20 protein-coding genes are annotated in these 23,679 nt (G+C 44.8%); 9 read left to right on the top strand and 11 right to left on the bottom strand.

Going from position 1 to position 23,679, the window contains the following annotated elements; all coding sequences use genetic code 11:
- Position 1: 1 nt before the first annotated feature.
- Positions 2 to 439: an Lrp/AsnC family transcriptional regulator gene (locus MKX35_RS25450; RefSeq protein WP_076300291.1), complete on the bottom strand. Its 438-nt coding sequence runs from the start codon at positions 437 to 439 to the stop codon at positions 2 to 4.
- 138 nt (positions 440 to 577) lie between these two features.
- Here MKX35_RS25450 and MKX35_RS25445 point away from each other — a divergent pair, with 138 nt between their 5' ends.
- The 3 genes from MKX35_RS25445 (at position 578) to MKX35_RS25435 (ending at position 3,062) form a co-directional block, all read left to right on the top strand.
- Complete coding sequence (locus MKX35_RS25445; RefSeq protein ID WP_076300290.1) at positions 578 to 1,162, top strand: beta-class carbonic anhydrase; 585 nt, start codon at positions 578 to 580, stop codon at positions 1,160 to 1,162.
- A 38-nt stretch (positions 1,163 to 1,200) separates the two neighbouring features.
- Positions 1,201 to 1,644 carry a cyanase gene (cynS, locus tag MKX35_RS25440; protein ID WP_076300289.1) on the top strand — a complete coding sequence of 148 codons (444 nt, stop codon included), beginning with the start codon at positions 1,201 to 1,203 and terminating at the stop codon, positions 1,642 to 1,644.
- Positions 1,645 to 1,748: 104 nt separating this feature from the next.
- Entirely contained in the window at positions 1,749 to 3,062 is a 1,314-nt protein-coding gene (locus MKX35_RS25435) for a purine/pyrimidine permease (protein ID WP_076300288.1), read from the top strand.
- 2 nt (positions 3,063 to 3,064) lie between these two features.
- Here the strand turns inward: MKX35_RS25435 and MKX35_RS25430 are convergent, their stop codons facing one another.
- Positions 3,065 to 3,739, bottom strand: a complete 675-nt coding sequence (locus MKX35_RS25430; RefSeq protein WP_256716367.1) for a MarR family transcriptional regulator — start codon at positions 3,737 to 3,739, stop codon at positions 3,065 to 3,067.
- A 168-nt stretch (positions 3,740 to 3,907) separates the two neighbouring features.
- On the opposite strand from MKX35_RS25430, the gene MKX35_RS25425 reads away from it, so the two are divergent.
- Positions 3,908 to 4,531 carry an NAD(P)H-dependent oxidoreductase gene (locus MKX35_RS25425; RefSeq protein ID WP_076300286.1) on the top strand — a complete coding sequence of 208 codons (624 nt, stop codon included), beginning with the start codon at positions 3,908 to 3,910 and terminating at the stop codon, positions 4,529 to 4,531.
- Positions 4,532 to 4,541: 10 nt separating this feature from the next.
- On the opposite strand, the gene MKX35_RS25420 is transcribed toward MKX35_RS25425, so the two are convergent.
- From MKX35_RS25420 to lpdA, 3 genes are read right to left on the bottom strand one after another with little or no spacing between them, the layout of a single operon-like run.
- Complete coding sequence (locus tag MKX35_RS25420) at positions 4,542 to 5,693, bottom strand: ABC transporter permease (protein WP_076300285.1); 1,152 nt, start codon at positions 5,691 to 5,693, stop codon at positions 4,542 to 4,544.
- Entirely contained in the window at positions 5,677 to 6,309 is a 633-nt protein-coding gene (locus MKX35_RS25415) for an HlyD family efflux transporter periplasmic adaptor subunit (protein ID WP_076300284.1), read from the bottom strand. The genes MKX35_RS25420 and MKX35_RS25415 overlap by 17 nt, the downstream gene beginning before the upstream one ends.
- On the bottom strand, positions 6,306 to 7,700 hold the full coding sequence (gene lpdA / locus MKX35_RS25410; protein WP_076300283.1) for a dihydrolipoyl dehydrogenase: 1,395 nt from the start codon (positions 7,698 to 7,700) through the stop codon (positions 6,306 to 6,308). Before lpdA ends, MKX35_RS25415 begins: the two co-directional genes overlap by 4 nt.
- A 196-nt stretch (positions 7,701 to 7,896) precedes the next feature.
- Between lpdA and MKX35_RS25405 the strand changes: the two genes are divergently transcribed.
- The 3 genes from MKX35_RS25405 (at position 7,897) to MKX35_RS25395 (ending at position 10,020) form a co-directional block, all read left to right on the top strand.
- Entirely contained in the window at positions 7,897 to 8,463 is a 567-nt protein-coding gene (locus MKX35_RS25405) for a TetR/AcrR family transcriptional regulator (RefSeq protein ID WP_076300282.1), read from the top strand.
- A gap of 85 nt (positions 8,464 to 8,548) precedes the next feature.
- Entirely contained in the window at positions 8,549 to 9,541 is a 993-nt protein-coding gene (locus tag MKX35_RS25400; RefSeq protein WP_076300281.1) for a DUF4003 family protein, read from the top strand.
- A gap of 20 nt (positions 9,542 to 9,561) precedes the next feature.
- Positions 9,562 to 10,020: a GNAT family N-acetyltransferase gene (locus tag MKX35_RS25395; protein ID WP_076300280.1), complete on the top strand. Its 459-nt coding sequence runs from the start codon at positions 9,562 to 9,564 to the stop codon at positions 10,018 to 10,020.
- Between the two features lie 120 nt (positions 10,021 to 10,140).
- On the opposite strand, the gene MKX35_RS25390 is transcribed toward MKX35_RS25395, so the two are convergent.
- Positions 10,141 to 12,786, bottom strand: coding sequence for an FtsX-like permease family protein (locus tag MKX35_RS25390; protein WP_076300279.1), 2,646 nt, complete (start codon positions 12,784 to 12,786; stop codon positions 10,141 to 10,143).
- A gap of 13 nt (positions 12,787 to 12,799) precedes the next feature.
- Positions 12,800 to 13,501, bottom strand: coding sequence for an ABC transporter ATP-binding protein (locus MKX35_RS25385; RefSeq protein ID WP_042184895.1), 702 nt, complete (start codon positions 13,499 to 13,501; stop codon positions 12,800 to 12,802).
- A 274-nt stretch (positions 13,502 to 13,775) separates the two neighbouring features.
- Between MKX35_RS25385 and MKX35_RS25380 the strand changes: the two genes are divergently transcribed.
- Together MKX35_RS25380 and MKX35_RS25375 are read left to right on the top strand one after the other, a co-directional pair.
- On the top strand, positions 13,776 to 15,551 hold the full coding sequence (locus MKX35_RS25380) for an ABC transporter ATP-binding protein (RefSeq protein WP_076286122.1): 1,776 nt from the start codon (positions 13,776 to 13,778) through the stop codon (positions 15,549 to 15,551).
- The gene (locus MKX35_RS25375) at positions 15,538 to 17,313 is read left to right on the top strand and encodes an ABC transporter ATP-binding protein (protein WP_042184891.1); all 1,776 of its coding nucleotides are present in this window, start codon (positions 15,538 to 15,540) and stop codon (positions 17,311 to 17,313) included. The genes MKX35_RS25380 and MKX35_RS25375 overlap by 14 nt, the downstream gene beginning before the upstream one ends.
- A gap of 80 nt (positions 17,314 to 17,393) precedes the next feature.
- Here the strand turns inward: MKX35_RS25375 and MKX35_RS25370 are convergent, their stop codons facing one another.
- The 4 genes from MKX35_RS25370 to MKX35_RS25355 all read right to left on the bottom strand — a co-directional run bounded on the left by MKX35_RS25370 (position 17,394) and on the right by MKX35_RS25355 (position 23,626).
- Positions 17,394 to 20,759, bottom strand: a complete 3,366-nt coding sequence (locus tag MKX35_RS25370; RefSeq protein WP_076300278.1) for a HEAT repeat domain-containing protein — start codon at positions 20,757 to 20,759, stop codon at positions 17,394 to 17,396.
- A gap of 171 nt (positions 20,760 to 20,930) precedes the next feature.
- Positions 20,931 to 21,683 (bottom strand): peroxide stress protein YaaA, encoded by a 753-nt coding sequence (gene yaaA / locus MKX35_RS25365; RefSeq protein WP_076300277.1) that lies wholly within the window; start codon positions 21,681 to 21,683, stop codon positions 20,931 to 20,933.
- 64 nt (positions 21,684 to 21,747) lie between these two features.
- Positions 21,748 to 22,038, bottom strand: coding sequence for a hypothetical protein (locus MKX35_RS25360; RefSeq protein ID WP_076300276.1), 291 nt, complete (start codon positions 22,036 to 22,038; stop codon positions 21,748 to 21,750).
- 31 nt (positions 22,039 to 22,069) lie between these two features.
- Positions 22,070 to 23,626 (bottom strand): glycosyltransferase family 39 protein, encoded by a 1,557-nt coding sequence (locus MKX35_RS25355; RefSeq protein ID WP_076300275.1) that lies wholly within the window; start codon positions 23,624 to 23,626, stop codon positions 22,070 to 22,072.
- Positions 23,627 to 23,679 lie beyond the last annotated feature (53 nt).

Raw genomic sequence — 23,679 nt, 5'->3', positions numbered from 1 at the left:
ATTATGATTTTATTTTTCCAATGGATAGACTCACTCGATAATTGCCATGCTTCAAAAGTTGTGCCAGAAATGCCTCCAGCTCCTCATTCGTAGCAAAATGTCCAGTTAACACATAACATCCTTCTCCGCTAATTCGATGCACTTCGGAAATAGCTTCCTCCTCCATCACGAACTTCTGGAATAAAGGATGATTGGTTGATTCCACAAAAAATGTAATAAAGGCCGTGATAGAAAGACCTAGCTTTGCTTTATTAGTAACGATCGTATATTGTTCGATAACCCCTAAATCTTCTAAACGCCTAATGCGATTTCCGACCGCTTGGCCGGTCATATGTATCTTTTGGCCAATGTCCTTCCACTGAATTCTGGAGTTTTCTTTTAGTAATGCTAGTATCGCAAAATCGATATGATCAAAAATAAAAATCAATCCTTTCGTCATGAAAGCAAATGGATATATAGCGTTTCGCCAACTTATTCAGCATTTAAGCATGAATATCTATACTTAGTTATATCCTGATTCACTAGTTAGTAGCCATTGAAACAGTGATAACTAAAACACTTCAAAGGAGGCCCAAGAATGCTATTACAAGAAATTTTGGAGTATAACGATCAGTTCGTAGAAGACAAGGAGTATCTACCTTATGAGGGAACGAAATTCCCTAAAAAACGCATGATTGTCGTAACGTGCATGGATGCGCGACTGATTGAACTGCTGCCTAAAGCCCTAAATATACACAATGGGGATGCCAAAGTCATCAAAACAGCAGGTGGAACGATTACCCATGCATTTGGAAGCATCATGCGCAGTATCGTAACGGCTGTCTACGAACTGAATGCGGAAGAAATTTATATCATCGGTCACCACAATTGTGGCATGAGTCAAAGTAACCCTGAAGGAACACTTCAAAAAATAATGGACCGCGGAGTCGCGACACCAGAAATTCTTTCTTCACTTGAATATGCAGGTATCGATCTTCATAAATGGTTGTTCGGCTTTACGAATGTCGTAGATTCGATTAAAGGAAACATAGATCTGGTGCGTAATCATCCGCTCATTCCGAAAGAGGTAGCTGTTCATGGTCTGGTGATAGCACCAGACACTGGTAAACTCGATCTGATTGTAAATGGATATGAACAATTAACAGGCCATGACAAGCACTAAGCGATACTCATTATACTAAACTAAAGGGAGCAATGAAAATGAATAGAAAAGAAGCGACACAACAGATATTGGACGCTAAATTTGCAAAAGGATTAACTTGGGGTGAAATCGCAAAGGAAAGCGAGCATTCAGAAAGCTGGGTTGTAACTGCACTGTTGGGCCAAGCGACAATGACGCGTAATGAAGCAGATAAAATGGGGAAATTTCTTGAACTCGACGAACAAGTGGTTCAAGCACTCACACAAATCCCACACCGTGGCGATGTCATCGATATGCCGCCTACAGATCCAGGACTGTATCGCCTATACGAAATGCTGCTTGTATACGGTCCAACGATTAGAGAACTTGTTTTGGAGAAGCTTGGCGAAGGTATCATGAGCGCGATCGATTTCCAATTCGACGTACAAAAGCAAGAAGATCCAAACGGTGACCGCATCATTCTGACGATGAACGGAAAGTTTTTGCCATATCGCAAATGGTAATAGATTAAGAAGCGAGCCAGCCACCTTTTAACGATTTCACATCGAAAGGTGGCTTTCATTTTCCGTATAGATTGTATAGTTAACAATAGTAAAGGTGAGTTGATATGGAGAACAAACGTGTTACTGATAGTCTCAGCACTGTACAATGGTTCATTTTTTTGCTAGCCAATGCAGTGGCTCTGCCCATTGTCATTGGAGGTATTTTTCAATTGTCGTTTGAACAAATTTCAACCTTAATGCAGCGGACATTTTTCGTTGTAGGAATCAGTTCATTTATTCAGGGATGGTTAGGACATAAATACCTTATTGCAGATGGTCCTGCGGGATCATGGGTAAGTATCTTTGTCATATTAGGCAACTTAGCCTTAATTCAAGGGCAAGATCAAATGTATGCATTACAAATTCTAGAAGGAGGATTAATCGTAGCCGGGCTTGTTCTCTTCGTATTAGGAACTACAGGGCTAGTTTATAGGCTTCAATTTTTATTTACACCCTTAGTTTCGGGTTCATTTTTATTCATTCTCGCCTTGCAATTAAGCGGTGTATTAGTCAAGGGCATGCTTGGGTTACAGGGAACAAGCGCCGAACCAGATGTTATGGCAGCACTCATATCCTTTTTTATTTTTGGACTTGTTATTTTTCTCTCTATTAAAGGGAGAGGATGGATTAGTAGTTACGCCGTACTGATTGGAATCGGCTTGGGTTCGGCATTATTTGCAGCATTCGGGAAAGTGGGGCCAACATTTACAGATTCAACTTCCGTCTTGAAGTTCCCTCATATTTTTGCTTGGGGAGTACCTCAATTCGATCTAGGGATCATGATTACCTCACTGTTGTTTACGTTTTTGTTAGTATCCAATACAATTTCTTCTATTTCCGCTGTAAAACAAGTAGTTCCGGTTTTACCGAAAGATGAAAAAACAGCATTAAGTCGAGGGATTTGGACGGGAGGGATCTCTCATATACTAGCCGCCCTATTCTCAACGATAGGCGTTGTTCCATTGCCAGCCTCGGCGGGCTTTATGAAATTAACAGGGCAGAAGCGAATTCGGCCATTTCTTATGGCCTGTATGTTATTAACCTTTATCGCCCTTATGCCATCCGTTGTCAATATGCTAGCGTTACTTCCAGCTCCTGTAGCCAGTGCAGCACTTCTAGCTACTTTTGTACAAATCGTAGGGATTGCATTCCACTCCTTGCTACAGGAACAGCTTGATCATCGCCGATTAACGATACTAGGAATAACGTTGTTGGTAAGCATTGGACTTATGTTTTTGCCTCCAGCGGTATTTCAGAGTCTTCCTTCCACACTTCGATATATTTGCAGTAATGGTCTGCTTGTCGGCACTATACTGGCCATGCTTTTAGAGCAAATTTGGAAAGGTGAAAAGAAAATAAGCCACTATCAGAAATTATAAAGCTACTCAAAAGTGGTAAAAAACACATCTTGAAGAATGGCCTTAGCTTTCTTAAGATTGCGTGTATCAAGTTGGTTAAGCATGTCTACGATTTGACTCATTTCATCGATTTCCATTGCCTCAAGAGATTCTCCAGCATTTAATGGTTCTTCTTCAGCAACCGATTCCGGATGAACCCATGATGCTTCTAAAGTATCCTCGAACGTTTGGATCAGAAATAACAATTCATCTGTGTTATATCTCTGTAGAAACCGATTTATCCCTTTATTCATCTCCTTATGTAGTGCTTGATGTAAATCGAATATTTCTTTTCCAAGAGGTGTTGTAAGAAACAGCACTTCTTTTTTATTATCGGGGAGAAATTCCGTGCGAATAATTTGCTGCAGAACTAATTTTCTAGTGATTTTGGACACGCTACCTTTCGGAATTCCAAAATGCTTCGAAATGGTAGTGCCATTCACCGGCTCAAGCTGTCCAATTGCATCGATTACATGCAGCATCATGACTGTGGAGTCTTGGAGGAAATCAATGATAAGAGGATTACTACAGTTCTGAATCAACCACGCCTTCTCTTCATCATCCTCCGATTGAAATCGCTTTTGTAATTGGGGAATCATCTCTATCAGTTTTTTTATCAAAATATCCTTATTAGGTAAGTTCTCGAAAGAATGCGTCACTGTTAAGTCTCCTCGTAAATTCATCTTATGCTCATTTTAACAAGACACTGCTCATAAATAAAGTTTCCTAGAAATAATATTGACAACAAGGAAACTTAAAACGTATTATTGTTTCCATAGTTAATATTTTATTTCTAGGAAACAATAAAACGAAGAGAAGGTATTTATATGAATGTCATAGTTATTTTTGATCATCCATACGGAGCATCAGCGTCCGAGAATATCCCACATCAGCGAAGCTATTCCGCAGCCTTATTAGCCTCCGTAATGCGAGGTCTTACCACCAAAGGTCATACGATTGATCTTATCGATCTGCATGCCGATGGATTTGATCCAGTCATGTCGCGCGAAGAACTTGCTGCTTGGCGACAAAAGAAAACCACCGACCCCCTAGTCGCCAATTATCAGCAACGGCTTATGGCAGCAGATCATATCGTCTTCCTATTCCCCATTTGGTGGGAGGCCATGCCCGCTCTCACCAAAGGCTTTCTTGATAAGGTATTCGCAAAAGGTATTGTCTACGAGGAAATTAAACCTGGAAGGCCCTTCAAATGCTTGCTCACGAATCTTAAAGGAGTGTCACTGCTGACCGTAATGAACACGCCCGACTTCTTTTATCGCTGGATTTTTGGCAACCCCATCACCAAAATTCTGTTCAGAGGGACCTTCCGCAAAATGGGAATACGGAAGAACCTCCGTTGGTATAATTATGCCGGGATGTCAGATCGCAGCTTAGAAGAACGGGTGAAGCATCTTAATAAAACAGAACAACGTTTTGCACGACTAGAGTAGATTAGATTACTCAAGCTGGGACTGATTTCGAGAGCTGAACCTCGGGTTTGTTCGCCTCTCTGAGCACCAGCAATCCGATGAATAAGGATACAACACCAATAATGATCAGCAGTGCTCCCAGCTCCTGGCTGTAGGCTGTTAACGCCACATCCCGAAAAGCCATCCCGCGTATAAGACGATTAAGCCAGTTCATCGGCAATGCCCAAGCGCAAATTTGAAAAAACTCCGGAAACGCTAATGGGCTCAATTGGATTCCAGTGGCAAGAAACGACGGATACAATACGAAATTAGTTCGTAAATTAACTTTGGATACGTCTTTGGCAGTATAACCAATCAACAGGCCCATAAGTGACAGAGCAAAGGCATACACAAACAGCGGAATAATAAAAAGATAAGGCTCTGCTTCAAAGCGCATTCCCCCTACCTGCTTTAATAAGCCATAACACAGGAGCAGCGAGATCGTTGATAAAACAGCGTATGGTACACTACGAACCCAAATCTGCCAAGGAGACTTCCCGTTTGCAAAAAGTTTCCCCTCCTGCCGCAAGCGAGGGACAATTGAACCTGCTGCGCTTGTTGTAATCATCAGCACCACAATATTCACAAATCCAATGACCATAAAGCTCACATAACTTGTGGTCGGATTAAACAACATCCGCTGCTGCAGGGACAACGGAGAAGCAAGTCCTTTAGAGGTTTCGGCATCCAAACCTTTCTGAATCAAACGGGTCATAGAAAGAGTCATATTTTCCGTCTGGATGACTTCCTGAATCGCAGTTCGGATGCCGGTTAGACCTGATGGCATGGTGTTATCCATTAAGATGCCGAGATTCGTTGATATCCCCTGCTGCTGATGCAGCCCTAACGCTTTGGGAAGGGTGATGACCGCGACAGCCTGCTCATTTGCCAATAATGTTTCTGGATCTAAGGGGCTGGCATACACATTAGTTACCTTCATATATGGAGAAGCATTTATTTTAGAGATCAGCTGTCGTGAATACGAGCTGTGATCCTCATCAATGACTACAACATGCGATTCGCTGATTTGATTCTTCGAGAACATCAAGCCAAAAAATATAGCCGCGATAAGCGGACCAATAAAAATCAGGCGTAAATACTTACTGCCCGCCACGTACTTCCACTCGTCAATCAGTGATTTCATCGAGCTTCACCTCCGCTGTCATCCCCGGAAGCAAATCAGCATTCGCATCCATAGCTATACGGACAAGAAACATGCTTAAATCGGCTTGCCCTTTTTCACGTGACATGCGTAAGCTCGCAAATTGAGGGGCGGCTGCGATGGAAGTAACCACACCCGTCACCTCGGCTTTATGGTCCAAATACGGAAAATGAACGTCGATACTTTGATTCACCTTTAGCTTTTGGATTTCGCTCTCCTGTATGTAAAGGTCTGTATAAAAGTTGTTTTTTTGCAAAACCGCCATTGGCATTCCTAGCTGTATTTGATCTCCCGGCTTTACAACAATCCTGTTGACCGATCCGTCCTCCGGCGCGAGTACATCTGTTTCTCCTTCTTCAGCGGATTTAACCTTGAACAATACCTCTCCCTGTTTTATAGAATCACCTACAGCCACACTGACCTCTACAATTGACCCTGGACTGTTCTGATAAAATATAGTCTTTTGCTCTGCATCAAGAATCCCTTGTTTCCTGCTCTCAGCTTGACTGACAGCATCCTTTCCTTTTATAGCAAGTAGCGAACCTCCAACGATTAACGCAATCGCAATTCCAATATATAAACCTGCTTTTATCTTCATTTCCCACTCTCTCCCCTTACCATTTTTTTAGCCGCATTTTCGGCAGCCTCCATAATCACTTCTCCCAATGTGGGATGAGGGTGAATGGTCATCGCCAAGTCCTCTACGGTTGCTCCCATCTCAATGGCAAGGGCAAGCTCCGACACCAGTGTAGATGCTTCTACTCCAACAATTTGGGCACCCATAACGATTCCCGAGGTCGGGTCCGCTACAATTTTGATGAACCCTTCCGTTTCCCTCAAGGCCAATGCTCTCCCGTTAATCCCAAAAGAAGATTTGCCAATAACCAGCGGGATGCCTTTTGCCTTTGCTTCTGTTTCACTTAAGCCAACACTGGCCAGCTCTGGATCAGAAAAAACAACAAGCGGAATGGCTCTATAATCAACCTCGGAGGAAAGACCTGCAATGGCTTCTGCCGCAATTTTAGCTTCATAGGACGCCTTATGAGCAAGGGCTGGACCCGACGTAATATCCCCAATTGCAAAAATATTCGGAATAGCCGTTCTGCACTGTTCATCTGTCTCAAGGAACCCCCTGCTCGTCACTGGCAAACCTATACGGTGCAGCCCTAAATCGCCGTCTGTATTTGGTTTTCTGCCGACAGTGACTAACACATATTCCGCTGTCACATGCAGCTGCTCCTGATTTTTCAAATAATGCAGTGTGATGGCGTCTGCACTCTGCACTGCGTTCACAGCTGTCGCTCCGGTAATTATCTTAATCCCATCAGCTTTCAACTGCCTTCCAACAGGGCTCACAAGCTCCGCCTCAAATCCAGGCAGCACTTGATCTCCTCCCTCCAGAATCGTTACCGTTGTTCCAAATTTGGCATACATTTGCCCTAGCTCAACGCCTATATATCCACCGCCAATAACTACTAGGCTAGTTGGAACTTCACGGAGCGACAAAGCTTCTGTCGAAGACAAAACACGTCCGCCAACTGGAAAGGCTTGCAGCTCAATCGGACGTGATCCTGTGGCTAAGATGGCATTTTTAAAAGAAATGCTTTGCTCTTGTCCGGACTGACTGATAATAGCGGTATGCTCATCGACCAATCTGGCCTCCCCTTCCAAAATGCTCACACCTGCAGTCTTTAATAGATAGCCAACTCCACCTGCCTGCTTTTTCACAATTCCTTGCTTGAAATCCTGAGCATTCTTAAATGACACTGCCGCATCCGCAGAGCTGAACGGTCTAAGCAACTCGTAACGATGGGATTCAGCAATTAATGCTTTGGAGGGAATACACCCAACATTAGTGCAGACCCCACCTAGCTGATTACGTTCAACAATCGCCGTTCTCATTCCAAGTTGTGAAGATCGCAGCGCCGCCACATACCCACCCGGACCTGATCCAATGACCAACGTTTCTACGAACTCAAGATTCCCCATCTCCTGATACCTCCTGTACCTGCTATTTTAAAATATGATGATCATAATATATTATTACCATCATATTTTAAAACCGTCAACAACCGTGTTTATCCTTTCATAAGCAGACAGTGCCCAGAATCGTTAAATTGACAGGCTTTATTATGATGCATATAATATTTTAAAAGTAGAATTATGAAGCTATGGAGTGATTATGATGCCCTATCCCAAAGGCCATAAAATAAAAGTACGGAATACGATTGTTGAAAGTGCTGCCCAGGCTTTTCGCACCCATGGCATTCATGATGTAAGTGTTCCATTCATTATGAAGGGAGCCGGATTGACTCACGGCGGGTTTTATTCACATTTTGACAACAAAGAACAACTCGTCGCCGAAGCCTGCCGGTATGCCATCAGCGATACCATCGCACTTTTGCAGAAGGTCGCGGACCAGGAAGAGCAGAACCCCAAAATCAATGCGGTCATTGACTATTATTTAAGTCCGTATCACCGCGACAAAACGGAGATGGGCTGCATTATCCCTGCCCTTTCTGCCGAAATATCTCATTCTTCCGAAGAAGTTCGGCAAGTATTCACGTTGGAACTGGAGCGGATGATTGCTTTTATCTCCGATCTGGCGGGAATTGAACCCTCCAAAGGTAGCGCACTGTTCAGCACCATGGTTGGCTCTCTAGTTCTTGCAAGGACTGTAAATGACCCTGAACTGAGCGACAGCCTTCTTTCGTCAGGCAAACGGTATGCTAAAGAGCTGGTTACGATCTAAAAACAATAAACACCCCAAACAAATGAATCCAACTCAGAAAATTTTCGTAATATTATGAATTATAGATAACTGAGGGGTGTATCCAATGAATGAGCAGTATGCTGCAAGGGTTGAATTGTTCGCAGAGAACGCGCAGAGGATCAAAAAGGCTTTTCCTTGGCATAATGCAATGGTTAGCCGTTTGGCGGGGTTACTGTACACAGCAGAGAATAAAAGTGCAGATGAGGATGCGATTCGTGCGAGCCACGAGCTTATTAAAGAAAATACCGGAATGTTTTCTTCGTTTAGGGGGAACTCGGCAATCAGTATTGCTACTATGCTCTCTCTTTCTGCTGACAAGGAACAACAGCTTGCAAACACACTGACCGTGTATGACTTATTGAAGGACGTCAAATTTAGAGCCTCTGATTATCTCGTCGTTGCCGCTTATCAAATCGCCGCTAATACGACAACAGATCAGTATCAGCGTACGGTAGAACGCGCAAAGATGTTTTACGATAGTATGAAAGCGAAGCACCGTTTCCTTACCGGACATGATGATTATATCTTCTCTGCCATGCTCGGCCTTTCCGATATCGACGTGGACAGCGGCATCGACCGGATGGAGCAGCTTTACACTACACTAAAGCCTGAATTTATGTCGGGGAACAGTGTGCAAGCTCTGACACAGGTACTGGTTCTTGGAAAAGAAGCTTCAGAAGCAGCGGATCGTGTACTGGCATTACGAGATGCGTTCCGTGCACATGGCATCCGGTTAGATAAGGAATATACCCTTTCTTCGCTGGGCGTGCTAACTTTGCTCTCCTCCAACAATAAGGACATGGTTACGGAAGTCTCAGAGACCTTCGAATTACTGCGTACCAAAAAAGGCTTTGGCAGCTGGTCCATTGTAAAGCAGGAATTGCTACTGCTGTCAGCTGCGCTGGTAGCCTTCAAATATGTAGAGGATGTACAAAGCGGCATTGTAACCTCGATGCTTTCCACCAGCATCACTAATATTGTGATCGCACAGCAGGCTGCTCTTGCTGGGGCTGCGGCTGCGTCGGCTGCGGCTGCAGCTTCATCTTCTTCAAATTAAGTGGAAATGCGAGGGAAGACATGGACTCGATACAACCAATCACCGCTAGAAATGAAGAATGTTTATACCGTCTACTGAATATTTGGGAATTATCTGTGCGGCATACCCATCTATTCCTGTCTGAACAGGACATTGATACGTTGCGGCCACTGGTTATACAAGGGATGGAGCATATAAGTCATCTGCTTGCTTTTATAGATGACCATGACCAATCGCTTGGATTCATAGGGATTCAGGATAACAAGATTGAAATGCTATTCGTAGAACCTGCTGCAATGGGAAAAGGAATTGGTAAATCGCTCGTTGCTTATGCTATACAGACACTGAACGTACGCTACGTTGATGTAAATGAACAAAATCCGCAGGCCTTAGGTTTCTATGAGCATATGGGTTTTCAAGTTTTTGAGCGTTCTGCACTGGATGAACAGGGGAATCCTTTTCCTATCCTGCATATGAAGTTATCGATCGGCTCACGTTAAAAGATTCCATCGCCTCTCAAAGCAAAAGAGACCGCTTCGAGTAGCCATAACAATGGCTGTTCGAAGCGGTCCTTTGTGTTTAAGTAGGATCAACTTTTGTTTTTGGTGTGGAAGCTCCGCTTATTCTACCGACTTCAACGCCTCAATCATATGAATCCGTTTGAGCTTAATATGCATGAAAGCCATGACTATGCCTGAGAACAGCAGTGTTAATAGCGCGGCATACACATAGCTTGGCCACTTAATAATCGGCGCGAACATCGTCGCATCCAGCTCAGCTGTATTTAAGACGAAGCTGTGCAATATAATGCCAAGACCCGATCCGGCTACAATACCAAGTAGGCTTAGCAGCATATTCTCGCGGTAAATATACAACGTTACTTCCTTATCATAAAATCCCAATACCTTGATGGTTGATAGTTCCCTGATCCGCTCAGAGACATTAATATTGGTCAAATTGTAGAGGACGACAAAAGCCAAAGCAGCAGCTGATACAATGAGTACCAAGGTTACAACATCCATACTCTTCATGGTGTCATCAAAGGCAGTACCTACGTTGCTGGAAAAGCTGACCGCGGCCACTCCCTCATTGTCCGTTAGCTTCTCGCCGAACTTGTCCTCCCATGATTTATCGTGCGTGGTATAGTTCAGCAGCTCTGTGTTGAACACCGGTTCTTGTCCAAATACGGAAGAATAATACGCAGGTGTCATATAAACATAGTGCATTACATAGTTCTCTGTAATCCCTATGACCTTAATCTTGAATGTCTCGTTATCCTTGTCCACCACATTCAACTGGTCGCCGGGCTCAAGCCCGTATAATTTAGCCAGCTTCTCCGAGATTATAGCGCCCTCGTCCGAAAGCGTGCGTTTTTCTCCACTCACTCGATCCCGCAGCTCCACATAATCGGATATCGCATCAACAGATGCAGGGATGAACATATGCACATCCTGATCATTTACACCACTGCTGTGCGCTTTCATCGTTTCCTGTGCCACACTTAGTGATCCAGTTATAGTGGACTCGCCAGTGATCAATTGCTCGTAGGCATCCCGCGCATCAGCAGACACATCTTCATGCAGCGCTACAAGTGCATCATATTTCATAATCGTGCCGAACTGCTGAGGGGCAATGCTGCCGATCGAGTCTTTAAGACCAAACCCGGTCAGAATCAGCGCCGTACAGCCGGCCACGCCGAACACAGTCATGAACATCCGCTGCTTGTAGCGGAATAAATTCCGTGCGGTAACTTTCTGAACAAAGCTCAGCCGTTTCCATACAAACGTAACTCTCTCCAGTAGAATCCGCTGCCCGCTCTTTGGCGCCTTCGGACGCATTAACACAGAAGCATTGCTACGCAGCTCTACACGTGCGGCAATCCAAGCCGTCAATGTAGTGCAGATAAGCGCCACTATAATGGAAATGATGGAATACGACGGATAGAAGCTTTTGATAAGATCCGGCAGATTATAAAGCGAACTGTACGCATTATATATAATGGTTGGAAACATGGTAAAACCGAGCGCAAGTCCCGCAACCGAAGCCGTCAAGCTGGCAAGTGTACCATAAACCAAGAATTTGGCCATAATGTCACGGTTGCCATACCCAAGCGCTTTAAGTGTCCCGATCTGCAAACGATGCTCCTCGACCATTCGAGTCATAGTCGTCAAGCTGACCAGCGCAGCAATCAGGAAAAAGAATACCGGGAAAGCACTCGCAATTGCCGATAATCGATCAGCGTTGTCTTTATATTCGGCATATCCCGGATTGGCACTGCGGTCAGTGACATAGACCTTCGGGAGCCCTAGTTCTGCAAGCTTTTGCTCCCCTGCAGCCAGTTCCGCCTTGGCAGAGACCAGCCCATCAGCAATGGCTTTCATGTTTGCAGCTTGTCCCTGCTGCACCACTTCTGGCTGGCGCTTTAAATCGGTGAGCTGCTTCTCGGCGGCGGCCACCTTGCCTCGTCCACTGGACAGCTCTTTCTCACCTTCCGCGCGCATCTCCGCAAGCCGAGCTTCCGGCACACTGGACATCGCCTGCTCTACTGACTTGGTATGCTGTTCGATCAATCCCTCATACTCTGGTGAATAAGCCTTCACTCCGGTTGTATCCTTGAAGGATAGATAGGCTTCCGTATAGACCGGGAGCTTAAAATCTGACTCTGGGATCGCTGCGAATGCATCCGCCGTCCCTTTACCAATTCCGCTGGTACCCCGGGTACTCTTCTCTATAAATTGAGGACTTCGCACAAAGCCCACAACAGTATAATTCAAAGTTTCAAAGTTGTTCGACAACTCCGCATCCGTTCCAGCTCCGCTGAACGTTATTTTGTCGCCCAGCGCATACTTTCCAGCCAGCTTGTCATCCAATACGATTTCTCCGGAATCTTCTGGAAGACGTCCTTCAATCATACTGTACTGGTTAAGAGGTTTATCTGAATTGTAAGAATGGACTTTGAGTATCAAAGCATTATCGCCGCTGAACACATCTGCGCTGTAACCCGGCTGGACTTCATCGATCCCCGGTACATCGCTCAGCAGTTCGATGTTATCTTCGGTCAGACCATAGTTGGTCTGCACCTTCAGATCCATTAGTCTCGTCTCTTGGTAAAAGGTTCCGGCTGTATCCAGCATATCTGGACCGGCTGACTTGATGCCAGAAAAGAAACTAACGCCCAGCATAATGATTGCAAAAATCGAAATAAATCGGGCCTTAGTGTGCCTAATTTCACGAAAAATATCTTTCCATAACGCACGCTTTTTCATAGATGCCTTCTCCTTACCATTCGATATCTTCAACGGATACTGGCGAAGGATTGGTTACCATCTTCCGTACCTTAGCATTGTTAATCTCAATAACCCGGTCTGCCATTGGCGCAATCGCCAAATTATGCGTGATTACGATGACCGTAGTGCCTGTGTTACGGCAGGTATCCTGAAGCAGCTTAAGCACTTGCTTACCAGTATTGTAGTCTAGCGCACCAGTTGGCTCATCGCAGAGGAGCAGCTTCGGCTGTTTAGCTAGCGCTCTAGCGATAGCGACACGTTGCTGCTCGCCACCAGACAGCTGAGCCGGAAAATTATCCAGCCGTGCACCTAATCCCACATCCTCCAACACCTTACGCGCATCTAGTGCACGCGGGGAAATCTGAGAAGCAAGCTCAACATTCTCCAGTGTGGTAAGATTCGGCACTAAGTTATAGAACTGGAACACAAAACCCACGTCATTGCGGCGGTAGCCCGTCAACTCCTTGGCACTGAACTTGGCAATGTCCGTACCGTCCACAATGACCTGGCCTTCGTCAGCAGAATCCATCCCGCCAAGAATATTAAGCACCGTCGATTTGCCCGCACCGCTGGGGCCGACAATCACTGCAAACTCACCTTTATTTATCTCAAAATCAATTCCGTCGTTGGCAACGATCACACTTTCACCCATTTTGTAACGCTTGTACTCATTTTTGACAGCAACAAAGCTCATTTTCCATCCTCCTGTCTCTATCCAAACCAAGCCTAATCACTTTACATTGTTTCAGTTTATCATAATTAGAACGCCCAAGCCCGAATGGCAAACCCTCATTACTCAAGGATAAATTCACATCATTAATAAGTTCATTTTTTTGTAACAATAATGTAACAAGGAAATTTTACCGTAAACGATACTTAGTCAATTGATAATGTTATAATCACTTTGTTTTATTCACTCTTTTCAGGCAAGAGTGAAAGAACAAGAACAATCAGAAACAGGTGATCAGATGTTCGAACTGAAATGGCTATGGCAGAACTTAGAGGGCAACCGGACACGGTACATTCTAGCGCTCTGCCTCTCAGTAGTGGGTTCAAGTCTTACGATTGTAAACCCTTACATCAGTCAGCGCATTGTCGATACGTTTATAGCAGGTGACAATGCGCTGCAGAATCTTACACAAGAACGGCAATTATTGATTATGCTCTGTCTGGGCATGATTGGATTTTCTCTACTGCGCACAGGACTTGCTTATATTACAACCATGCAGTACGAAAGATCCTCGCAAAACATGATGTACAATATCCGTATTTTTTTGTACAACAAGATTCAAGGACAGGACAGAGAATATTACGACCGTAACCGTACCGGTGATCTCATGACCAAGATGACCGGGGATCTGGACATGGTTCGGCACTCGATGGCATGGATTTTCAAAACGATCATTGAATCGCTAACGATCTTCATTGCTGCTGTTATCTATTTTTTCACCATAGATGCTCAGCTAACGCTGTGGATGCTAATCCTGTCACCGCCCATTTTTATCGTGGCTTACATATTCGCTAAACGCGTCCGTCCTATGTATATTGACCTGCGTGAGCGGCTGTCCCAGCTTAACACGACTACTCAGGAGAATATTTCAGGCAACCGTGTGGTTAAGGCTTTTGCCCGCGAAGAGTTCGAAGTTCAAAAATTTACGGAGAAGAATGTCAATTACTCTACAGCGAACAAAAAGGCCGCCCTTGTATGGCTTGATTACTTTCCTTTTCTGGAATCCTTCGCTCAGGGCTTCAACGTCATTCTAATGCTGGCAGGTGGTTTGTTCCTGATGAACGGCCGGATCACCTTCGGTGAATTTACAGCTTTCTCTTCACTGATCTGGGCTATATCCAACCCTATGCGCAACATTGGTATTATTATCAACGACATTCAGCGCTTTTTTGCGAGCTTGTCCAAAATCATTGATATCTATTACGCAAAGCCTAATATCGTAAACGAGCATACGTCTACTAACAAACGCCGTTACGAAGGCCGTATTGAATTCGATCATGTCCGCTTCAAATATGACAGCGCTATCGTACTTGATGATGTTAGCTTTAGCGTTGAACCTGGTGAAACCATAGCAATCATGGGCTCGACCGGATCAGGCAAAACAACAATCATCAACCTGATTCCTCGCTTCTATGACGTAGCCGAGGGACGTGTACTCGTCGACGGCGTTGATGTCCGAAAGCTGGAGCTCGATGAGCTGCGCGATAATATCGGCATGGCGACCCAAGATGTGCTCTTGTTCTCTGATACTATCGATGGAAACATCGCCTATGGTGATCCTGATCTTCCGGAAGAAGATGCGATAAGCTTTGCCGAGCTCGCAGCCGCACATGACTTCATTACCAAAATGCCTGAAGGTTATGATACCGTTGTCGGAGAACGAGGAGTCGGCTTATCTGGAGGTCAAAAACAGCGTATCGCTTTAGCACGTGCTTTGGCAGTTCGCCGTCCGATCCTCATTCTGGATGATACGACCTCTGCTGTCGATCTTGAGACGGAGGAGCATATTCAGAAAAGTCTACGCGAGCTGGATTATCCTTGCACGAAGATTATTATCGCGCAGCGTGTATCTACGACCGCGCAGGCTGACCGTATTCTCATTCTGGATAACGGGAAGCTGGTTGAGGAAGGCACCCACGCCGAACTGCTAGCGAAACGAGGCTACTACTACGATGTGTTTAAACTGCAGAACGAGGGTATTGGAAGGCAGGTGACCGCAAGTGGCAAGGAATAAATTCGACGTCGATGAGAATCTGGAATCGCCGTTTAATATAAAACACTTCCGGCGTGCGATGGTATACATCAAACGAAAGAAAACGCCAATGATTGTTGCATTTATCCTCAGTGCACTTTCAGCGGCCATTTCACTATCAGCTCCACTGATCATGCAGCATGTGATCGACGTGACCATTCCGGCAAAAGCGAAGCTTGCGCTACTGGGCTGGGCTGGACTGATGCTTCTGACCATTGTGGTCAGCGTTTATCTGGCTACTATTCGTTCACGTATCATGACGAGTGTTGGGCAGGATATTATCTTTGACATCCGTACAGATTTGTTTAAGCATCTGCAAGAGTTGCCCTTTAAGTATTATGACGACCGTCCGCAAGGCAAGATTCTCATCCGGGTCGTAAACTACGTTAATGCCGTTTCAGATGTGTTATCCAACGGTATTATCAACTTTATTCTAGAAATCGTGAATTTGCTCTTTATCGCAGCCTTCATGTTCGCTGTTGACGTACGTCTATCATTTGTCATCCTTGCAGGGCTGCCAGTATTCTTTGTCATCATGATGCTGATCAAAACTCGGCAACGTCGGGCTTGGCAAGCAGTATCCAATAAAAGCTCCAACCTAAACGCCTATTTGCAAGAAAGTATCAGCGGTATTGGTGTGACGCAAATGTTCTCCCGGGAACAACGCAACGAAGGAATCTTCACACGTCTCGCGGGTAATTTCCGTACAGAATGGATGAAGGCTCAACGTTACAACTTACTTATTCCGTTCTCCGTAGACAACTTGTCTACGATCGTTACATCATTGATTTTCCTTGTAGGCCTACTAACACTGAGTCCACAAGATATGACCCTCGGCGTCATTCTGGCGATGAGCAGCTACGCTGCCCGCTTCTGGCAGCCGATTCTGAATCTTTCGAACCTGTACAATAACTTCATCAACGCCGTTGCCTATCTCGAGCGTATCTTCGAGACGCTGGATGAGCCCGTTACCGTCAGTGATATTCCGGATGCGAAGACACTGCGGCCTGTAGAGGGCCATGTCACTTTCGACGATGTGACCTTTGCCTATGACCCAGGACTCAATATTCTGGAGAATATCTCCTTTAAGATCAAAGCGGGAGAAAGCATCGCTCTAGTGGGACCAACAGGTGCAGGCAAAACTACAGTCGTCAATCTGATCTCGCGCTTCTATAATATTTCTAGCGGTAAGATTCTTATCGACGATCAGGATATCTCGCAGGTTACGCTGAAGTCCCTGCGCAGCCAGATGGGGATTATGCTTCAAGACAGCTTCATCTTCTCCGGTACGATCTTGGACAATATTCGTTACGGTAAACTCGATGCCACCGAGGAAGAAGTGATTGCTGCGGCGAAAGCCGTGTGCGCCGACGAATTCATCCGTGAATTCGATCAAGGCTACATGACGGAGGTCAACGAGCGTGGCTCCAAGCTGTCTCAGGGACAGCGGCAGCTCATCTCGTTCGCAAGAACGCTTTTGGCTGATCCGAGAATTCTCATATTAGATGAAGCCACTTCATCGATCGATGCGAAGACTGAGCGTTTGCTGCAAAAAGGTCTGAATGAGCTCCTTAAAGGACGTACCTCGTTCATTATCGCGCACCGCCTGTCCACCGTAAAAAACTGCGACCGCATTATGTATGTGTCTAACAAAGGCATCGCAGAAAGCGGCTCACATGATGAGCTTATCGCACAAAAGGGGCTTTACCACCGCCTTTATACGGCGCAGAAGATGGAAGCTTAATTGAATAAACACCAAAAAAGCTCAGGCCGAATTGTAGCCTGAGCTTTTTTGGTGTTTATATTTTATTAAAAATATGAAAACTAATCTATCACCGTCCAAATATTTAGCGCAAGTGAGCGAATCGCAATATTCGTGTGATTTCTGTACACCCTCAAACGCTCCGCAGGCTCTGGACTCCAGAGTAGAGCACTTCCGGCAACCTCAAGCAACGAAAGTCCAATATACTGAGATTCGTAACTCCCCTCAGACCCTAGCACATCTACAATTTCCAATAAAGTCTCCGGACTCCAGTAGCCTGTGCTGTCTTTTAAATTATAAGCAACCTGCTTATAGCCGTCGCTCAACAGCTGCGGCTGATTTGAAATACAGTTAACCATCTGATTCAGATAAGCGGCGGATTCCTTCACATTATTCCAGTCTATTACTGCTATATACAGCTTCATCACAACTTGCTGTAAAGTCTCATCCGATGTTAGACACTCAATCAATCCCGTATACAAAGGTTTAAGGTGCACCCGGGTGATTGTTGGCAAAGCGTTCAGCTGGTTGATAAGTTTCAGGAGACGTTGCCGATGAGGCAAATCTCTACTGGTAGTTGCATTCCATTCATCCCTTATCGTCGCACTAGCTAATTTCTGACAAACGCCGATTACAACCTCATTGATCTTACCATCGCGGCAGGTTTGTATCAGCGTGTTCATGGCAAATTCCCATCTAGTGCTGTCTTTCAAATCCGTAATAGCCTGAGAGGTGGCGGCTGCAACAATGCCTTCATTTCCATTGGTCCACCACATCATAGAACTGAAAGCATACTTGCCGACAAACCCATCCGGATGATTTCCGATTTCAATGATTAATTTTAAATAGCGAAGTCTATAGTCTAGCGGAAGATCATTAGGCCGTTGGGATAACAAGCTTCTTGCGATATCACTTTCTGATGAAGCAGCCATTGCACTTAAAATCTCCCAAGCGCGCTCATCATCTAAAAGCTGTTTTGCAGCATGCCCTATGGCAATGATTACATCCTTGTGTGCATTTGGTTTCTCGAACTCGTTCATCAATAGCGGAATGCTGTCATCGCTTCTATAAGCACCCAGTAAGCGGATGGCCTCTTTTCTGACAGTGATCTTCAGCTTATCCCGATTCAGAAGCTCTTTCAGCATGGTAACCAGTAACACCGGATTCACCCTGCGGATGCATCTGGGTATCGAGTACATGGCTACACGTGCCCGGTCCCCATCCAGATTCTCCAGCAGAATGGGAAGTGCCTTCTCCGGTTCTTCCATAAGTGAAAAGGCATGAAGTGCAGCTTCTACTACAGTTACTTCCTTATCCTGCATAAGCCCAAGTAACCTATCCGAACCGAGATCAGGCATGCTTGCCATGATCTTAATAACTCTTGCACGCTCCCAAAGATTACGTTTGGCATCGTATGCAATTTTTTCTAATAAGGCACTTAATGCTTGTTGCTGACGTGGCAGCCATCTGTGGAATCCATCCGCGGCCGGCACAAGATAGATAGTTTTGCCTGATAGGAACTTGCCCTTAATGACAGCCCCTGAAATAAAAGGATCGAGCCATTCTTGACGCTTCAGATGCAGATGCTGGAATACTTCATGGATCGTAATATACGATTTATCTAAAGCTAATAATTCCTTAACTCTGGCATCACGTGTTGTACGAGGCGCAAGCCAGTATCTGGCCGCTTGTATGGCTGTAGAATCTGCCTTTGCCCTCGTTGCTTCCTTTAACAGATTCTGAAGTTTTATGATGCCGTAACCTCTTTTACCAAATGAGCTAGCCAGGCTAAGCACCAGATTGTAGTCTTCTCTTTTGTTGCCCTGTACAGCTAATGTATAGATTTCATCAAAGATGACCTCTTCTACTCCCTGTGGTAAATTCTTCTCCAGCGATGGAAGTGAAAGCTGTCCGTTCTGCTGGGCCAGTTTCCGGATCGTATTTAAAGAGAACTTGAACAACTCACTGTGAGGATTTAGTGCGTTATGCCGGAGAATAGCAAATGCCAGTTGTTGAACGGAAAACTTCGTACCATATGAAGTATCTCTGGCATCTATAACACTATCAACAAGCATAGTAAGTTCTTGTATATGGGCATCGGTGAACACAGATGCAGGACTTTCTGAAAGCTCCTTAAACACAAAACCTCGAACAGGATCTTGCTCATTTCTAATCCGACCCAAAAATACCAAAGTCTCATGCATACCCTGTCTCGACAGAACCGTACTTCTGATCAGTTGCATAAGCGCCGTGGAACGTTCTTCTGAACTGGATACCTTTGTTGCTTGTTCAAGCCCCGCTCTTGAATGAAGAATCGAACGGCAAGCGGTGAGTCTGATTGTTCTCTCCCGGTCATCATTGATTTCACGAAGGCCAAGCATCCGGGTGGCTTCCTTGTCACGCAAGGCATGCGGTAATACATAAAGTAATCTTTCCGGAAAAACACGGTCTTGGCGTTTATCTTCTTCATACACGGCATCAAAAATCACTTGGCGGTTGGAAGGTGCAATATTATGCAGCAACTTCGCTAAATGCATCGGGTGATCTGCGAGTAATTTCGCTATCTCAATCCATTGCTCCATGGATAAATATTTTTTTCTTTTTAGAACCCCTTCAGGCACACCATAAGAAATCAGATCGCTCCGCGACTCCGTTCGTGTCAGCAGCTGATACACCATATTCGGATTTTGGCGTACTAGCGTGCCAAGTTGTTCCTTTAACGCAGGATGTATGATACCCTCGGGTCCATGATTCATCGCACACGCAAGTACCAGATCTGCCTTCAGATTGCATAGAATCTCCATAGCTGATGAGAACCTCCACCAGACATATCCCTTTTCCCTGAGTGGTGTGCTTTCTAGCGTTGTTTCAAAGTATTCCGCTACTACGTCAAGATGCCTGCTGGCTAGTTTCTTCCAGTCTTTTATGACATATCCTATATCAGCAAGCCACTTACTAACTGTTTCCGAGTAACAGGCCTGCAGTACAATTGCTGCCTCCTCCGCTCCCCATCGGTCGTACACCACAGGTAATAAACGTTCCGCCAATTCCTGACGGTTAATCTGTGAAATACTGTGCAGCAGCTTACGGCGGCAATCATATGATAAATCGGGGAGCTCACGTTCAATATCAGCATCTGAAGCCACCTTTGCCAAAAGACCCGCAGCCGTATTTCTGATACTTGCCATGGGATGCCGCAGGGCTGACAGAATAATAGGGGCATCATGTGTTGCAATGGCACCAATTAAGGCAAGTCGTGCTTCATAAACGCCATCCTCCAGCAAGGAGGCTAGTAATTGGGAGTACTGGACAGATCCAAGATGATCACGGCCTAATATCGCTACTTTTTTGACTCTGTCGGAATAGCCTAGTGAATCCAATTCTTTAAGTAAGCTCTGTTTGTCCAATGGATCTCTTTTAAAAATCATAAGCCCTCCTCTTTCACCTGTTCTTATTCCATCCGAACTTTATTCTCTATACTGCAATCTATCCCCTTTAAAAAACTAGAATTTCCCATATAGTTTCGCTAATCAAAAATAAAGGTAACCCTGAAGCTGGTTGTTCAACCACCTCCAAGATTACCCGTAGTACTACTAACTCTATTCATTCTTTTTTTGTATAAACACATACGTACTCTCATCCGACAGCTCATCAGCAAAGCTGAAATCAAACCCGTCGAAGCCTTTGATATCCTCCACACAGGTGATTTGCCGCTCAGCCATGAAACGTACCATTTCACCTCTGGCCATCTTGACTAGGGTCGCTCTCTCAACGATCTTACCGCCGATTTCCTGCCCGAATACACAGCTAATCATTCGAACGTTTCCGCCAATATACGGGGAGATGCACTTGCTATATTCCTTGGAGGCCAGATTCAGAATGATGTCACTCTCCGAAAATAGCTGATCTGCAAGCTTCCTGTTCCAGAACTCATAGATAGACTTGAAACCTGGTCCGCTAAGCTTAGCCTGCATCTCCAGCCTGTACGGAACAACGCCGTCAAACGGCCGGACGATTCCATAGAACCCGGACAATATCCGCAAATGCTGCTGAAGATATTCCAGCTCCTCCATTTGAAGTACCCCGGGTGCCATGTACTGGTACTGGATACCTTCATAGGAAAAGATAGCCGGTGTAAGATTCTGTGTTACATCCATATCCCGAATCCGTTCCACATTTAGCGTGGCGATGGCATCATTGCATTTCCATAGCGATTTGGCTTCTTCATAATTCAACTTTTGTAATAAGGCCAGAAGAGTCTGCGACTCGCTTATGAATTGCGGCATCTGGCGGCAATCCATAAAATCCGTATCCATCTTCATCTTCTTGGCAGGCGATATAATGATTCTCATGTTGCTCCCTTTTCTCTTTTCTTACCCCCGCGGGGAATTTAAATGTAATCTTATCCTATCACACTTAATCTTCGTAAGCTTGGGGCAAGTTCATGAAATTTGTTCTCTGTCGCCCACTTTGCCCGCTAACTCCTCCATCTGTACCTTGGCTGCCGTTTCTTCTTGTCCCACCATTCATGCCGGGAGAGCTACCTCCATCTTTACCCCGACCACCGTTAAAGCCCTGTCCCCCGTTCGCCCTTGAACCAGAATCTGTACTTGATATCTTCTGAGCGGTGATGGCGTCACAGGAGATGAGCACCATGGAACAACTAAGCACTACTATGAGCAAAGTGAGATATCGCTTGATCCGCATCTTTGAACCCCCTCTTTCCGAGCAAACATGGTCAACGTGGAAAATATCTTTTTAACATATAATCATATACATCGTTAAAACCCATGTAGGATAACACGATCAGCAGCGGATATACCGGGTAAATATATCGAGACTTAATCTCCCATAGTAGATAAAATCCGATAAAGCCCAGCACCACAAGAATCAAAGAGGTCTCTTCAAATCTTTTGGCTCTTATTCCACCGATTAAGCGAACGAGTATAAAAACATACATCAGAAAATTCAGGACATACAGCAACCACAGTAGCCCGCTGCGGTAGCTCGAATCCCCCTTAAATAGATCCGTAGCAGCATTAGTGTAGCTATAACGGTCCATGACAAAGCCCATTCTTCCACCATTACTGGATGATCCATCATTCCCAAGTCCATATCGTTCCATCTGGTATGTTCCTTCTGTCCAGGTCCAAACGATTTTTTTATAATACATTTTCACTACGTCGCTTAGGCTCGCCTCGGAGAGTTTATGGCTGATTTCCTCTTTAAATAGCTGCGTACTTTCTTCCTTATTATAATTGGCATCCTGCTGGTAGATCGTATAGCTCTGCCAGTTATCCCAGAATCCAAACGTCTCCAGATTGATCCCCATATTCAGCCACATATAGACCGGTGCGGAATTTTCGTTAATCGGTTCATCTACGACATTCGTCGCCTGCAGCACAGCATTTTGCGCCCAACCTGGAACATTAAACAATAAAGCCGTAATAAACAACGCGCTTAGAGCCTTTTTCACCCCGATCGCACGCATGTTAAACAATAGACTGACTACCACAGCAATCAGAAAAATAACACCAATACTTCGGAAATAGTTGCCGACTGCCAGGAAGATGGCTGCGAAAACAATATCCTTTAAGGACTTTCTTTTTATAAATTTCACAGCAAAATATAAAGCACTTGTCAAAAAGGCAGTCGCGATCACATCGTTATAAATTAAATTACTCATAAACAAAGAAGGGATATAGGTAGCGGCAAACACGAGAATGCCATAATCATGATCCTCAGACTTACCCTTGAGCTCTTTATACAGCAGGTAAATCATTAACGAGGTTAAGAGTGTAAATAGAATATTGAATATTTTGATTACCAGATAATTATCCAGAAATAACTGTAGCAACGTCTTTAAGTACACAACAATCGAGAAGTTAAACGGGAACATATGCAGATAACCTGTCGTGTCAAAAGATGAATAATCATTTCTGTACAGCATATCGAGTGCCAGTGAAAGCACCGTCTGCGAATCATCCGTCGGCAAGCGAGGAAATAGAAAAATGATCACGATCTGAATGGCAAAAGAACATAGCAATATGGCTGGAATGACGATTTTCCAACTGTACTGATTAAGCTTCAGGCATATTTTATACAAAATAACGCTTAACGCCAGCACCACCACAATCCCTAGAATAAAAAGGCCGAGCTGTTGCTTCTCCAAAACTGGCGTGTCCCCATATACGAAATAATTATATTTCGCCCGGATAAAAAAGGAGGAAGCGATAAACAGTCCTATGAAGCATGCCAGTATGAGATACAATGTTTTTTGAATTGCCCTTACCATGGAAAACCTCCTTTTCACAGTCGAAGTCTATACAAGCACATCCCCCGATTCAT

This window comes from Paenibacillus sp. FSL R5-0923 (assembly GCF_038009145.1).
In the GTDB taxonomy this organism is placed as follows: domain Bacteria; phylum Bacillota; class Bacilli; order Paenibacillales; family Paenibacillaceae; genus Paenibacillus_AQ.
This window is presented reverse-complemented; position numbering and strand designations above follow the sequence as displayed.

What these genes read in the sequence shown, in the direction of transcription:
- MKX35_RS25450 (WP_076300291.1), bottom strand. Translation starts at nt 439, where the DNA reads ATGACGAAAGGATTGATTTTTATTTTTGATCATATCGATTTTGCGATA.
- MKX35_RS25445 (WP_076300290.1), top strand. Translation starts at nt 578, where the DNA reads ATGCTATTACAAGAAATTTTGGAGTATAACGATCAGTTCGTAGAAGAC.
- cynS (WP_076300289.1), top strand. Translation starts at nt 1,201, where the DNA reads ATGAATAGAAAAGAAGCGACACAACAGATATTGGACGCTAAATTTGCA.
- MKX35_RS25435 (WP_076300288.1), top strand. Translation starts at nt 1,749, where the DNA reads ATGGAGAACAAACGTGTTACTGATAGTCTCAGCACTGTACAATGGTTC.
- MKX35_RS25425 (WP_076300286.1), top strand. Translation starts at nt 3,908, where the DNA reads ATGAATGTCATAGTTATTTTTGATCATCCATACGGAGCATCAGCGTCC.
- MKX35_RS25420 (WP_076300285.1), bottom strand. Translation starts at nt 5,693, where the DNA reads ATGAAATCACTGATTGACGAGTGGAAGTACGTGGCGGGCAGTAAGTAT.
- MKX35_RS25415 (WP_076300284.1), bottom strand. Translation starts at nt 6,309, where the DNA reads ATGAAGATAAAAGCAGGTTTATATATTGGAATTGCGATTGCGTTAATC.
- lpdA (WP_076300283.1), bottom strand. Translation starts at nt 7,700, where the DNA reads ATGGGGAATCTTGAGTTCGTAGAAACGTTGGTCATTGGATCAGGTCCG.
- MKX35_RS25405 (WP_076300282.1), top strand. Translation starts at nt 7,897, where the DNA reads ATGCCCTATCCCAAAGGCCATAAAATAAAAGTACGGAATACGATTGTT.
- MKX35_RS25400 (WP_076300281.1), top strand. Translation starts at nt 8,549, where the DNA reads ATGAATGAGCAGTATGCTGCAAGGGTTGAATTGTTCGCAGAGAACGCG.
- MKX35_RS25395 (WP_076300280.1), top strand. Translation starts at nt 9,562, where the DNA reads ATGGACTCGATACAACCAATCACCGCTAGAAATGAAGAATGTTTATAC.
- MKX35_RS25390 (WP_076300279.1), bottom strand. Translation starts at nt 12,786, where the DNA reads ATGAAAAAGCGTGCGTTATGGAAAGATATTTTTCGTGAAATTAGGCAC.
- MKX35_RS25385 (WP_042184895.1), bottom strand. Translation starts at nt 13,501, where the DNA reads ATGAGCTTTGTTGCTGTCAAAAATGAGTACAAGCGTTACAAAATGGGT.
- MKX35_RS25380 (WP_076286122.1), top strand. Translation starts at nt 13,776, where the DNA reads ATGTTCGAACTGAAATGGCTATGGCAGAACTTAGAGGGCAACCGGACA.
- MKX35_RS25370 (WP_076300278.1), bottom strand. Translation starts at nt 20,759, where the DNA reads ATGATTTTTAAAAGAGATCCATTGGACAAACAGAGCTTACTTAAAGAA.
- yaaA (WP_076300277.1), bottom strand. Translation starts at nt 21,683, where the DNA reads ATGAGAATCATTATATCGCCTGCCAAGAAGATGAAGATGGATACGGAT.
- MKX35_RS25360 (WP_076300276.1), bottom strand. Translation starts at nt 22,038, where the DNA reads ATGCGGATCAAGCGATATCTCACTTTGCTCATAGTAGTGCTTAGTTGT.
- MKX35_RS25355 (WP_076300275.1), bottom strand. Translation starts at nt 23,626, where the DNA reads ATGGTAAGGGCAATTCAAAAAACATTGTATCTCATACTGGCATGCTTC.